Consider the following 14,320-nt stretch of genomic DNA (forward strand, 5'->3'; position numbering starts at 1 on the left):
TCAATCTTTTTAAACAAAAAAGGCAGTTGAATCCATTCAACTGCCTTTTTTGTTTCTATTAAATGTAAATATCTATACCGTTATAGAAAATTTATGTTTTTTGTTACAAAATCCGATGCTCAATTAACACCTGTTCCAGATACTTTGGATGCTTAGTCATCAGCAATGTATTTAATCCGGCCAGTTTAGCTCCTTCAATGTGCTGCGGACTATCATCTATAAACAAGGTTTCGGTCGGATCGAGGTTATTCTCCCTAATTACCTGTTCAAAAATTTCAACATTAGGTTTGCGCAAAAACATCTGCTGAGAATAATAAGCCCTTTCAAAAAGCTCACTGTTATCTGCCATATTGAATTCTCTTTTCAGGTACTCAACAATATAGTTGTAATGCGTTTCATTATTGTTGCTGAGTAAAAACGTGCGGTACTTCTGTTTTACCGTAAGCAATACCTCGTGAATTCCAGGAGGGACACCAATCAACAGGCTATTCCATGCTGCATCAATCTCCTCATCAGTCAGGTCGTTGTTATTTGCAGCTTCGCGAATGCCAGCTCTGAATTCGGCAGGCGTAATGGCAGCAGTTTCAAAATCATTGAAAAGATCATGGTGACTTTTATGTGCGAAAAACTCGGTACTGTTACTTATCCCGAGTTGTAACAGGGCATCTTGAGTTCTTTGAAAGTCTATTTCGAAGATCACGTTACCGTAATCGAATATAATGTTTTTAATTTTTTGCATAAAGAAGTTTCAAACTACAAATATGAGATAATGAACTCAATAAAATAATGGAATGTATTTTATTGTTTACAAAGTGATTTTTGGGGTGTGTTTTGTGTAATATTGATTACACACAAATGTAAACTCTATGAAAAAATTACTCATGGTAGTCATGGCAAGTTATGCCCTGACCGCTCGTGCCCAAATGCACGAATCTAAAAACTTTCTTCGCCTCTATTCCGACTCTGTGATCTATGCCAGGACGATTAAATTGCGACCCGATTTTGCAGGTTACTGGCAGCTCCGGGCCGATTCACGTCGCGTTCCAACCGAGCAGGTCAAGTTCTTTAATAATGAAGATGGATTTTTTGCCAATACCCGAAGGTTGAATTTAGGAGGGGAGACTTCATTTTCGGAACGGATTGTGGAGGGTAGGATCAATGTTTTTCAGGAAATGACCTATGATCCGTTTCTGCATGAAAGAGGACCCAGATACAGACACAGAAGGGAACCAGTTGTTGACTTTGGAATGTATTACAATAAAGGCTTTGGTGATCTGAAAAAGATGAATTACAACAACCTGAAGAAGGATATGGCCGACCATCCGGAGAGTATCGACTTACTCAATAATTATAGGAAAAGCATGACTACGAGCAAAATGCTGTATACGGCTGCCGGGGTATCAGTTGTAGCAGGATTGGTTTCATTCCTGGTTGCAGGTAGCAGCAATGGCTCTAGTTCATCTTTTGGTGATCATAAATTCGGTAGTTCCAGTATGAGCAGTTCAGGAGCGAATTTTACATCTAGTTTTGTATTGTTAGGGCTGGGGACCGGCCTCGCTATTGGTGGTTATTCTGTGCAAATATCCGGTTCCAGAAAACTGGAAAATGTAATAGATGCTTATAACAGGTAGCATTACAGCTGAAATCTGATCTTATACCCGTTGGATCCGGTATAAGATCAGATTTTGCAGAAACATCCTCTAAGCACCCAGAAATCTTAATAATGGGATGGGAAATGTACAGCAGCTTACTGTAGCTTTATTAAAAACATTGTACGATTACCCAGGTTTGGGAAATATTATGTTAGCTTTAGAAACTTACAAAAGGGAAATACTTTCCTTCTTACACATTATCCAATTCATATTTTCACTGTATTTTCAAAGTTTCACCTTTTATTAAGGATATGAAAAAAAACGATTCTAATGAATTGATCATTGCTAACAGAAAGATTGCATTTCAACATCAGGAAAAAGAGAACCGCGCAGCAGAATTAATCATCGCTAATAAAGAACTTGTTTTTCAAAACGAAGAGAAAGAGAATCGCGCAGCAGAATTAGTGATTGCTAACAAAGAGCTGATTTTCCAAAATGAAGAAAAGGAAAACCGGGCAGCTGAACTGATTATTGCCAACAAGGAACTCGCCTTCCAAAATGAAGAAAAGGAAAACCGGGCAGCTGAACTGATTATTGCCAACAAAGAACTCGCCTTCCAGAATGAAGAGAAGGAAAACAGGGCAGCAGAACTCATCATCGCCAATAAAGAACTCGCATTCCAAAATGAAGAGAAGGAAAAAAGAGCAGAAGAGCTAATTATTGCCAATAGAGAGCTTAAAAATGCAGAAGATGATATTCGTAAATTAAATGACGAATTAGAGCAAAAAGTAGTCGAACGCACCGCTCAGTTAGAATCTGTCAATAAAGAATTAGAATCCTTTTCCTATTCTGTCTCACATGATTTACGTGCTCCAATCAGGGCTATCAATGGATACACCAGAATTTTGGTAGAAGATTATGCCGATAAATTTGATACGGATGGTGTAAAAATCCTTCAGTCAATTATTAACAACTCAAAAAAAATGGGTGAATTAATTGATGATCTACTCGCATTTTCAAAATTAGGAAGGAAACAGGTAACGGTATCGGAAATTGATATGACTGATCTTCTTGATAGGGTTCAGGAGGAATTATCATTTGAGGACTACGAAAATATACCTGAATTTAATATAGGAACCCTTCCAAATGCTATAGGAGATAAATCCCTGATTAAGCAGGTATGGATCAACTTAATTTCCAATGCCGTTAAATATTCAAAACATAAAATAAAGACAAGTATCGAAATCGGTGCTTATAAAAAAGACAATCTAGTTGTATATTATATAAAAGATGGTGGTGCTGGGTTTGATATGCAATATTATGATAAGCTTTTCGGGGTTTTTCAGAGATTACATTCCCAGGAAGAATTTGAGGGCACGGGCATAGGTCTGGCCATCGTACAAAAAATAGTGCATCGGCACAATGGAACAGTTTGGGCCGAATCGGAATTGAACGAAGGGTCCTGCTTTTATTTTAGCTTGCTCAGCGTAAACCATTAAAATCAAAAAAGAAATGAACTACCATAACGTTGAAATTTTATTTGTCGAAGACAGTACTGACGATGCTGCACTCACCATCCGGGCGCTTAAAAAAAGCGGTTTTACCAACAAACTCCATCATGTTATTAATGGGGCGGAAGCACTGGATTTTATTTATTGCAAAGGGACTTATGCTTCAAGGAGCGATAAGGAGTTTCCAAAATTAATTTTGCTGGACTTAAAGATGCCAAAAGTATCGGGCGTACAGGTATTGGAAAAAATAAAATCTGATCCGAATCTTAAGTCCATACCTGTAGTTATGCTCACTTCATCAAATGAGGGGCCGGATATTGAAAAATGCTTCGAGCTTGGTGCAAACAGCTATATCGTAAAACCTGTCGACAGCGATAAATTTTTCAATGCAGTAAAAGAGATTGGATTGTATTGGATGATATTAAGTCAGTCGCCCCATTAACATGCTAAATCTTAAAATACTTATTCTTGAAGACAACGAGAGTGATGCTGATCTGCTTAACCGTGAATTGAAGAAATCCGGGTTAAGTTTTACTACTGAAATTGTTCAGACCCGTACAGAATTTGAGAACGCTCTCGACAGCTTTGATCCTGATCTGATTTTATCAGATTATTCTCTTCCCTCTTTTGATGCAGTTACAGCTTTCCGTATCAAACAAAATAAGCATCCTCACACGCCATTTATTATTGTTTCAGGTATAATTGGAGAGGAGAATGCTGTTGAATTAATTAAGGCAGGGGTGACCGATTACGTCTCTAAGAGTAAGTTGTTTACCTTATCCACAAAAATTAACAGGGCATTAAATGACACGCAGGTTAGGAAAGAAAAGATAGAAATCGATGAAAAACTAAAAGTCATTAACCAGGAGCTTTCAGAATTGAATCAGGAGCTGGAAGTCCGGGTGGTTAACCGCACAAAAGCGCTTGCAGAAAGTGAAAGTCGGTTCCGGAGTATGATGGAAACAATTCCCCAGATCGCCTGGACAAACACAGTTAAAGGTGAAGTAGACTTTTACAACCAGCGATGGTATAATTATACAGGATTGCATGGAAAGCAGACTAAGTTGCTGGAGTTTAGAGAAATCATTCATCCTGATGATGTTAAGATTAGTTTCGATCAATTCAGGTCGATCCTCAAGACCAGTGATGGAGGGGAGTTCCAGATCCGCATAAAGCGTATAGATGGACTTTATATGTGGCACCTGATCCGTTTAATGCCAATCACAGATCAAAATGGCAATTTGCAGCTTTGGGTAGGTACTGCCACCGATATACAGGAACTCAGAGTACTGCAACAACATAAAGACGATTTCATCATTATTGCCAGTCACGAGCTTAAAACACCAGTAACGAGTTTAAAAGCATCGCTTCAGCTTTTGGATAGAATAAAGGATAATCCTCCTTCAACCATGTTATCTAAACTCATTGTGCAAGCTAATAAGAGTTTGGGAAAAGTTAATGCACTTATTGAAGACCTATTGAATTCAAGCATGGCTAATCAAGGGCAACTTCACATCAATCAACAACATTTTGTTTTATCCGAGGCCATTAAAGAGTGTTGCTATGATGTATGTGAGGAGGGAATTTATACGATCAAAATCGAAGGAGACATGCGGGTTGAGGTATATGCGGATACCGTCCGGATCGGACAAATCGTTAGTAACTTCATCAATAACGCAATAAAATATGCGCCAGAATCAAAAGAAATACGCATCTGTATCGAAAAAGTAAACGATATGGTCAAAGTATCGGTCATTGACAATGGACCAGGTATACAGCCGGAAAAGCAACGTTACCTTTTTGATCGCTATTACCGTGCGGAAAATACTGGAAGTCAATATACAGGGCTAGGGCTCGGACTTTACATTTGTGCGGAGATTATTAAAAAACATTGTGGACTGATAGGCGTGGAAAGTGAATTAGATAAGGGTAGTGCTTTTTGGTTTACATTACCCCTGGTTTGTGATTAGCATTTAATTGTCATCCAATGTTTTTAGGAAAGCAATAATGTTTTTTATCTCTTGTTTGGTTAGGTTCAATGGATCAGGAGATAAGGTCTGGTTGTCCAGTTTAATCCCAATTCCGGCACCACCGCCACGATTGTAAAAGTCCAACACTTGCTCTAAGGTCGTGTAAGCTCCGTTGTGCATATATGGGGCAGTCTTAGAAACATTGCGCAGTGTTGTTGTTTTAAAAGCATATTTATATTGAGGGTATGGATTTAATGTGAAGCGCCCCTGGTCTTTATCAATTTCAGCATTTGCAGTATCGGGTTTAGCGGGTACCCCTAATACTTCGGCCTCACTTTTATTAAACAAAGGGGATTGTGTACCGTTAAAAAGTGGGGCAAAATGACAACTTCCACATTTAGCCTTACCCATAAATAAGTTAAAGCCCATTTTCTCTTCCTCATTTAGCTGCCTATGATCTCCCTGCATGTACTTGTCCAGTCTGGATGAGAATGGAGCCAGAGAACGGATGTAACTAGACAATGCATGCTGAATTTTCCATGGGTTTGCGGTGGCATTTTTGCTGCCAAAAGCGCTTATGAATGCATCATTAAAACTCTGTTTTTGGTTTATTCTGGAAGATGCCTGTTCCAAAGAACCATCCATCTCATGCTTGTTGTGTACCACATCAAGGGCTTGATCTTCCAGCGTTCCTGCTTTAAGGTCGTAAAAGAAGCCACGTTGAAAACCTGCATAAGTTAATGTAGGAGTATTTCTAAGTAGCGTAATCGTTTTCCCGGATCCGTCTTTCTGAATGCTGATAGGTGTAACCAGGCCATCTGTAAATGCTTTGCTTTCATGGTGACAGCTGGCACAACTTTTATTTCCTCCATTTGAAAGCATTGTACTGTTAAAAAGCAATTTTCCCAGATTTACCTTTTCTTTTGAAATGTACTCTGTATAATTGCCAACGAATTTATTGATGTTCAAAGCATTTTTCTGAAACAAACTTATGGCATCATCGGTCATGGCCGAGCCGCCGGAAACCATGTCAATAAGCTGATCCTGACGCAACTGGTCTATGCCTTTGCTGATGGGCTGCAGGTGTCTGGTGATAAAATCCAATCTGTTAAAGGAATTGAAATCAGGAGATCGCTGAATGTAGGTTATTGCATCATCCAGCATTTTATCCAGGCGGTCATTACCTTTATAAATCAGTACTATAGTTTTAATGCCTTGTAATGCCGAGGCAGCCTCCGGTAAAGACTGCAATGCAGTCGGGGTGTCAAATCCGGTAATGCCCAGGCTGGTAATCCTCAATATTTCCAGTCTTACAGCGTCAAATACCTGCGCATCAGTAATCTCATATTGAGCATTGTATCTTGCTGTACGTTGTAGGTTCAGTTGCATTTTACGCACTTCATTTAGCAGCGCCTCCCGGTTTTGCTGGTTGAGTATTTCGTAGATCAATTCTTCCATTACTTGAAATCCTGTAGGTTGTTCAACAAGGTTTTCGCCAAGCTCTATTTCATCAATTGGTGCACCATTTACAAGTACAGATGTAGTTGGAAAGAAATACTCCATGTAATATTCAATTTTTTTATATTGTTTACGTGCATCGAGGAAACTTTGTTGGATCTGCGCTTCACGCTTCTTTTCTACTGCTGGTAGAAGCTCCCGGTCTATGATTCCCTGAAGTGTCTCGAGTTCCTTTTCAAAAGCAGTCTTTACCTGCAGGTTTTGTACTGGTTCTTTTGTGCTGCAAAAAATAGAAAGGAGCGTGGTAACGGCAATTAGGATGAAAAAAACAATGATCTTTTTTATTCCGGTCATGGTTAGCTTATTGTACAAAATATCCCTCCCCGGTACTAATCGGGGAGGGACGGTTTTAATAGATAGAGGTAATTATTTTTCGATACCACGAACGATCACGATTTGTCCGCCTTCGCTATTGTTTGTTAAGCGGGTAGTTCCACCATCGGCGTTTTTATATTTAGCATCAGTCCAGGTATGTGGATGCAGGTTTATTACAAAAGTGTTAGGTATACCTGTTAATGAGGATACATCATACATCGCACCGTATTCCCACGAGCTGGTACGCAGATCATTGGAAGGGTTGTATTTAGTATTGAAAGCAGTTTCTGTTCTGCGGTGGTTCATCTGCAACATTGGCTTTAGGGTCTTTTGAGTTATTGAAAACTTCCAGATCGTTCCATCATGGTCGTTATTCTTATAATAAGAGTCGCCGTCCTCCTGGATGTAAACAAAGTTTTCAGTCACACATACATTGTCAGGATTTACTATGCTTTTACCTGGATTGTCATTACCATCAACAGCAACTTCCAGTTTACCTTTTAAAGGATCATTAGCATCTAATACCAATTTGTAAACACGGCCCCACATGGTTTTACCGCTAACTGGAGTCTCTTTATCTGCCTGGCTCACACCAGTTGCTGTAAAGTAAACCTCACGACCGTTAGCCGCACTGCCTTTTCTATAGTCGATATCTTCAACACGTGCCAACATCAATGCTTTTTTGTCGACAGTTTGTTGCTGTAACTGTGTACCGGTAGAGGTTTTTGGGTTGTCAAGTTCTACAAACTCCACATCATAGCTTTGGCCTTTCGACATATTGGTCTCAATCGGATCGTTGTTCGTGCGTCTCATCACATAAAGCTTACCATTGTTAAGATCGCCTTGCGTATTAGATAGATACATGGCCAGCTGACCATCTGTTTCATCCTCACCAATTAGAATTACTGTTTTACCAGCAAATGCACCTTTTGGAAGTGGAACGGCGTTTTCCGCACTCCATCTGCCCAAAGCACTTAATGTACGTTGGTTATTTTTCTTGTCGGGAGCTGCTAATGGGTCGATGGCATGAATCATAGATTCGGAGCCACTTTCTCCGGCAGTAAGGAATGTTGTTTTAGCAAAGCCATGTTCTTCAGGAGTTGCCATAGTAGCAGAACATAAACGTGTCATACCACCATCAGAATCTACAATGTATTCACCCTTTACAGGTTTAAAGTTTTTGTCCAGATATACCCTTGAAACTGATTGAAGGATCTCATGGTTATTGATCATAATAAAACCTTCACCTGCCGGATTTCTTATAATTCCGGCACCATCTGGTTGCGCGCCAAAAATAAAGCCAGGAGATTCAGGAAGCACATCATCACTGCTGATCAGTGTAGTGATCTTAAGACTTTCAAAACCGCTCATTGTTTTTACCAACGATGGGTTTACCGAATAATCTTTAAGTTCAACTGCCGATTCATCGTTTTTTTTGTCCTTCTTACAAGCCGAAATAGCTACTGCAGAGGCTGCAAAAGCTGCAATGGCAAATGCCAGAGTTTTAGTTTTAAGTAGTTTTTTTTTCATTGGTTTGATTCGTTTTATAAAGCAAACCTAACCATCTAATGTTGTGCGAAATTTAACGCTATGTTAAATGAAGCATGCAGGAGCAGCTATCCACTCTTATTCCAACGATTCCCTATCCCATTTCGCTAAATCGGCACCAATACTATAAGTGCTGCGGAGGAATTCAATTAATTTGTCATCTGGCTTCTCTGCGGACTGTACAGCGGAATAAGGCAAAATGAACTCGCCTAATGTTTGGTGGTAATAGGCTTCATCGGGTTTAACTTTTGCGCTTTTGTATCCTTTTGGTTCGGGATATAAATAACAATAGAATGCGGCTTCCATCAAGGCAGCCCCGCCAGTCCAAAAGCCACAGCTGCTTACCTCTTTACAATATGCATCCTCTGCAACCCAATTAGGCATACCCGGTATTCCTCCTGGGTGCTTTGGGGCATTGCGACCGGAAAAAAAGGATAATGCTAAATCAAAACTTCCCCAAAAAAAATGAATAGGGCTGCACTTACCCCTAAATTCACTTCTGAACTTCATAAAGACGTCCTGAATATTAAGCAGAGCCCCATGAAAAGCAATGACATGTTCATCCTCATAGGTAGCATGAACAGTATCTTGTACGAAGGGAATAGGATCAACAAGCTCTACAGGAACCGGTTTGATCGATAAATCGATTTTCAGTTCCTTTAACAGGTTGAAAATTTTTCTGTAAAAATCAGCGACAGCAATCCCATGTAAATCAAATTGTCTAATTTCCCCGTTGCTGGTCGTAATTTTTAACTGATGTGCTATAAAATCAAAATCTATCTGAAAATGTTGATCATTATATCGCATCGATTCTGTGGTCAAGCCGGTGGATGTAATGTGCAGTGCGATATGCCAGGCATGGTTTACCCATGGAAGAGTTGCAAGTTTTATTTTTCCAACAATTTGCGACCATAATTGCAAAGTTTCGTAGGTAGACTTTCCCTTTTCATAAGAAAGTATTGGCCAATTCTGTTCCATAATAAGAATTACAACTACATCGCTACTATTGTTTGACTCCATCCGTCGTATGCAAAACATTTAGTAGGCTTTATTGTTCCTGTTTGTGTCTGAATGAGAATAAAATCGATAATATTTATAAATAGGTTGACTATGTACAAGTTACAGTTTTTGCCTTGTGCTTCTTGCTAGTTTTACTAACTTCGATTGATTTTATTCCATTTATCGAAGGAAAAACTTCATTGCCACAAGGACTCCATGTGTTTTAAAAAATGTGAATAGGGGAAACGAATATGAAAGAAGAGATAAAGTTATACCGCAATTTTAAAAAAACGAGAACATTATTATTATCGTCATTAGGCATCTGCATACTGCTGGCTCTGGTGATATTGTACAGTATAGGCCTGTTTGATGGCGAGATGAAAGTAAAACCAGCGGTTTTTTCTACAGGTGCATTCCTGATCATGCTATTTTTGACTATAAAGTGTCTGCTTAGTTTGAAAGACAAATCTCCATTAATAGAATTTAGTAAGGAGATGTTTATTGGAAAAACAACTCCAATATCAAAAGCTGTTGGTCAGGTAGACTGGATAGACGTAAATGATATCCAATTGCAAAAAATGGGTGGGGATACCCTGGTAGTTGTGACTATTGGCAATACAGATAAATACGAGGGCAGGATTTCCAAAATGTTATGGAATATGGCTTTTGATAAGCCTTCGCAACAATTACAGTTGATGTACTCTTCTTCTGAGGTAGATATAGAACCGAAGCCGCTTTTTGACTTATTTATATCCTTTTGGGAAAGTGCTAATAAAAAGAACTAAACCAGCCTTCCTTTATTTTTTGCATATTTCTTAGGTGGGAATTTCATGCAAAATTACCATATTGTAAATTGGAACAATTGATGTGCCGAGCGCAATGGAGATTTAGTATATGGAAAAGGCATTAAAATAATCGACAAACAAATACATATGTTAGTAATTAATAATTTCGAAGAGTATCAATCGCATTTAGGTAAAGAATTAGGTGTTTCTAATTGGCATACAATAGATCAGGAACAGATTAATAAATTCGCTGATGCAACATTGGATCACCAATGGATACATGTAGATACTGAAAAAGCTAAAAGTGAAGGGCCATTTAAAGCGACTATTGCACATGGTTATTTAACTTTGTCATTAATTCCATATTTATGGAAGCAGATTGCAGATGTTCGCAATATCAAAATGGAAATAAACTATGGTATAGAGAGTTTCAAATTTGGTCAGCCAGTTTTGGTAGATAGTGAGATTCAACTAAAGGCTAAACTTAATTCCATTACAAATTTGAGAGGAACTACCAAAGTCGTAATTGAAGCTACGCTTGTTATTAAAGATCAACCGAAACCGGCTTATACTGGTAATGTAGTATTCTTATATCATTTTATATAACTGAAAATACTGGCAGGTCATCTGGAAGCCGTTTTTCTTTAAGGAAAGCGGCTTTTTTGTCATCTTACAGATTTATAATTGTTTCCGTAACAATTGTTTTAATACGATAACCACAAGCGCTGGGAGTTTCAAAAACGAATAAATTCCTTTCAATTATGTTGAAAAATGGAAGTGAGCCTCACTAGTCAGCCGGAATCTTTGTTACTTTAAAATCACGATGGTCGAATAAATTGGTGACCAAGCAATTAAACCCATGATTATGAAAAAACAGTTTTACCTGTATGTGATGTTTTTTGTTGTTCAATTGGCAGCTTTTACAACAAAAGGTTATGCTCAAATCCAGGCGGATGTGATTTGGAAAGAGGTGGATGGTGTGTCGATGCCCGTACCTCCCAAAGTTCATCCGCGGTTATATCTCCGTGAACAACATATTCCGGATCTAAAAAACAGAATGAATGACCCGGAACTGAAAAAAGTTTGGGCCGATATGGTCAAGATGCAGGAAGACTGGAAACCGGAGGAGATTCCGGAAGTCAAAGACTTTCGTTTTTATTTCAATCAGAAAGGGCTTACTGTCAAGGCTCAATTAAATGCCCTGAACTATCTGATCACCAAAGACCCTAAATTGGGACGGGAAGCCATCACTTCGATTATCGATACCCTTGAAACAGCAACTTTTAAGGAAGCTGGTGATATTTCAAGAGGGATTGGCCTGTTTATGGTGTCGGGGGCCATTGTGTACGACTGGTGTTACGACCAGTTAAAACCTGAAGAGAAAACGCGTTTTGTGAAAGCATTTGTTAGGTTGGCCAAAATGCTCGAATGTGGTTATCCACCGGTAAAAGACAAGTCTATTGTAGGACATGCTTCGGAGTGGATGATCATGCGGGATCTGCTCTCGGTAGGGATCGCCATTTACGATGAGTTTCCCGAGATGTACAACCTGGCTGCCGGTCGTTTTTTCAGCGAACACCTGGTTGCCCGCAACTGGTTTTATCCTGCGCATGCCTATCATCAGGGTATGTCATACCTGAATGTAAGGTTCAGTAATGATCTTTTTGCCCTCTGGATATTAGACCGCATGGGGGCCGGTAATGTATTTCATCCAGGACAGCAGTTTGTTCTTTATGACATGATATACAAACGCCGACCAGATGGTCAGATTTTGGCAGGTGGTGATGTAGATTATTCCAGAAAAAAGACCAAATATTATACATTGCCGGCATTGCTTGCCGGTAGCTATTATAAAGATGAGTACCTGAATTACGAATTCTTGAAAAACACTAAACATGAAGCGCATACCAAATTATTCGAATTTTTATGGCGCGATACCAAACTTGGCAGCCGAAAACCTGATGATTTGCCGCTTTCCCGCTACTCTGGTTCTCCTTTTGGATGGATGATTGCCCGTACCGGCTGGGGCGCGGAAAGTGTGATTGCGGAGATGAAAATCAACGAGTATTCCTTCCTTAACCATCAGCATCATGATGCCGGAGCATTTCAGATTTACTACAAAGGTCCTCTGGCAATTGATGCCGGGTCGTACACGGGTTCTTCGGGTGGCTATAATAGTGCGCACAATAAAAACTTTTTTAAGCGAACTATCGCACACAACAGCTTATTGATTTACGATCCCAAAGAAACTTTCCGCTCGTCGGGCTATGGTGGTAACGATCAGACAGAATTTGCCGCTAACGATGGAGGTCAACGTTTGCCTGGAGAAGGCTGGACCGCACCACGTGAACTTAAAGAAATGTTAGCAGGCGATTTCAAAACAGGCAAAATTCTTGCCCAGGGGTTTGGTCAAGATAGTCAAACTCCTGATTATACTTATCTGAAAGGTGACATCACAGCAGCTTATTCAACAAAAGTGAAGGAAGTAAAGCGTTCATTTCTGTTTCTGAATCTTAAAGATGCCAAAGTTCCTGCAGCTATGATCGTTTTTGACAAGGTGGTTTCGTCTAAGTCCGATTTTAAAAAGTTCTGGTTGTTACACAGTATTGAACAGCCTGAAATAAAAGGAAACCAGGTTACTATAAAGCGCACAAAAAACGGTGATAGCGGCATGTTGGTTAATACTGCTTTGCTGCCGGATGTGGCTAATGCCGACATTAAGTCTGTTGGCGGCAAGGGTAAAGATTTCTGGGTGTTTGGCACCAACTACACCAATGATCCTAAACCAGGTACTGACGAAGCTCTTGAAAGAGGTGAATGGCGCATAGAAATCACACCCAAAAAGGCAGCACTCGAAGATTATTATCTGAATGTGATGCAAATTGCCGACAACAAGCAGCAGAATTTACACAAGGTTAAGCGTATTGATGGTGATAAGGTTGTTGGTGTGCAACTGGCTGATAGGGTAGTTACTTTCAGCAGAACTTCAGAAACGATAGATCGTCCCTTTAACTTTTCCGTTGCTGGGAAAGGCATATTCAAGTTTGTGATTACCGACCTTTTACCCGGTACCTGGCAGGTATTGAAAGACGGAAAAATACTTCATCCTGCGCTTTCTGTCCGAAGTGATGATGGTGCCCTTTATTTCGAAGGAACTGAAGGGACATACCGTTTTCTGAGATAGCAAAAAAAAGCCGTTCTTCTTTATGAAAAACGGCTTTTTTGTTGTGGATATGATGGGCAACTTAACCAATATATCCCGCTATTCTATTGTATATATTTTTGAGTTTGAAGGGTCTGATATTTCCTAATCTCATACGTTTTGCAACATCATATTCCTTAAATCCGTTATTGTGCAAGAAATCTGTAGCTAATGTGTTATCTACAGGAAATATTACCTTTTCATTTGATCTTAAATGCAATTTCAAAAGTTCAAGTCCGGCGGATGAATTATTTGCAACGATTAATCCATCACCTAGAGCAGGTAAATAGAAACCTTCAATTTTATGATTATTAATATATACAAATCCATTTTCAAGAGCATCTTCAAGATGCATCATTCTTTCCTCTCCCGTAGCTATTTGGTCAATAATTGAGATTTCGTCTTTGAAATCCTGGTTATAAGGTATTACCTGATCCGAAATCAGCAATTCCTTATCAAAATTTACATCTTTAAAAAACAGGTATTCAGTATCAGTAATAAAACCCAATTTTTCATATAATGGAACACCGAGCTTAGTAGCGATTAAATAAATAGTCTCACATTTATTTTGCTTTGCAATATCAATCAGTGATTGTGTAACACGTTGTCCAATTCCCTTACCTCTTTGATCAGGATGGACCATAATGTGACCAAGCCAGGCTACATCATTATGAATAATTGTTGCGCCTAATCCAACAATTGTATCGTCAATCACAACTTTAATTGGAAAGCAAAAGGATGATTGTAGATAAAAATCAAAATTCGGTCTGATATCATTCCAGCCTTCAGGTTGTAAGTCTGATATTAAATCTATTTCGTCATATTCTAAAGCTAGTACTTGCATTGATTTTTAGGGTTTTATTTAGAGCTCATTGTGATG

At 39.2% G+C, this 14,320-nt stretch carries 12 protein-coding genes; 7 read left to right on the forward strand and 5 right to left on the reverse strand.

Translation table 11 applies throughout. From position 1 onward, the window contains the following. Positions 1-103: 103 nt before the first annotated feature. Entirely contained in the window at positions 104-739 is a 636-nt protein-coding gene (locus tag B9A18_RS03985) for an HAD family hydrolase (protein ID WP_084287352.1), read from the reverse strand. 127 nt (positions 740-866) lie between these two features. Here B9A18_RS03985 and B9A18_RS03990 point away from each other — a divergent pair, with 127 nt between their 5' ends. From B9A18_RS03990 to B9A18_RS04005, 4 genes are all read left to right on the forward strand, one after another. Next, positions 867-1,631 carry a hypothetical protein gene (locus tag B9A18_RS03990; RefSeq protein ID WP_084287353.1) on the forward strand — a complete coding sequence of 255 codons (765 nt, stop codon included), beginning with the start codon at positions 867-869 and terminating at the stop codon, positions 1,629-1,631. A 272-nt stretch (positions 1,632-1,903) separates the two neighbouring features. Further along, positions 1,904-3,091 carry a sensor histidine kinase gene (locus tag B9A18_RS03995; protein ID WP_084287354.1) on the forward strand — a complete coding sequence of 396 codons (1,188 nt, stop codon included), beginning with the start codon at positions 1,904-1,906 and terminating at the stop codon, positions 3,089-3,091. A 13-nt stretch (positions 3,092-3,104) separates the two neighbouring features. Further along, complete coding sequence (locus B9A18_RS04000) at positions 3,105-3,545, forward strand: response regulator (protein ID WP_084287355.1); 441 nt, start codon at positions 3,105-3,107, stop codon at positions 3,543-3,545. A 1-nt stretch (position 3,546) separates the two neighbouring features. Further along, positions 3,547-5,073: a hybrid sensor histidine kinase/response regulator gene (locus B9A18_RS04005; RefSeq protein ID WP_084287356.1), complete on the forward strand. Its 1,527-nt coding sequence runs from the start codon at positions 3,547-3,549 to the stop codon at positions 5,071-5,073. Between the two features lie 3 nt (positions 5,074-5,076). Here B9A18_RS04005 and B9A18_RS04010 read toward each other — a convergent pair whose 3' ends face one another. From B9A18_RS04010 to B9A18_RS04020, 3 genes are all read right to left on the reverse strand, one after another. Next, entirely contained in the window at positions 5,077-6,885 is a 1,809-nt protein-coding gene (locus tag B9A18_RS04010; RefSeq protein WP_084287357.1) for a cytochrome-c peroxidase, read from the reverse strand. 72 nt (positions 6,886-6,957) lie between these two features. Further along, complete coding sequence (locus tag B9A18_RS04015; RefSeq protein WP_084287358.1) at positions 6,958-8,436, reverse strand: PhoX family protein; 1,479 nt, start codon at positions 8,434-8,436, stop codon at positions 6,958-6,960. Between the two features lie 96 nt (positions 8,437-8,532). Beyond that, positions 8,533-9,432, reverse strand: coding sequence for a DUF5996 family protein (locus B9A18_RS04020; protein WP_084287448.1), 900 nt, complete (start codon positions 9,430-9,432; stop codon positions 8,533-8,535). A 272-nt stretch (positions 9,433-9,704) separates the two neighbouring features. Here B9A18_RS04020 and B9A18_RS04025 point away from each other — a divergent pair, with 272 nt between their 5' ends. The 3 genes from B9A18_RS04025 to hepB all read left to right on the forward strand — a co-directional run bounded on the left by B9A18_RS04025 (position 9,705) and on the right by hepB (position 13,422). After that, positions 9,705-10,238, forward strand: a complete 534-nt coding sequence (locus B9A18_RS04025; RefSeq protein ID WP_084287359.1) for a hypothetical protein — start codon at positions 9,705-9,707, stop codon at positions 10,236-10,238. A 147-nt stretch (positions 10,239-10,385) separates the two neighbouring features. Continuing rightward, on the forward strand, positions 10,386-10,844 hold the full coding sequence (locus tag B9A18_RS04030; protein WP_084287360.1) for a MaoC family dehydratase: 459 nt from the start codon (positions 10,386-10,388) through the stop codon (positions 10,842-10,844). Between the two features lie 259 nt (positions 10,845-11,103). After that, on the forward strand, positions 11,104-13,422 hold the full coding sequence (gene hepB / locus B9A18_RS04035) for a heparin/heparin-sulfate lyase HepB (RefSeq protein WP_084287361.1): 2,319 nt from the start codon (positions 11,104-11,106) through the stop codon (positions 13,420-13,422). 61 nt (positions 13,423-13,483) lie between these two features. On the opposite strand, the gene B9A18_RS04040 is transcribed toward hepB, so the two are convergent. Continuing rightward, a complete protein-coding gene (locus tag B9A18_RS04040; RefSeq protein ID WP_084287362.1) occupies positions 13,484-14,284 on the reverse strand; it encodes a GNAT family N-acetyltransferase in 801 nt (266 codons plus the stop codon). Positions 14,285-14,320 lie beyond the last annotated feature (36 nt).

Source organism: Pedobacter nyackensis (assembly GCF_900176505.1).
In the GTDB taxonomy this organism is placed as follows: Bacteria; Bacteroidota; Bacteroidia; order Sphingobacteriales; family Sphingobacteriaceae; genus Pedobacter; species Pedobacter nyackensis.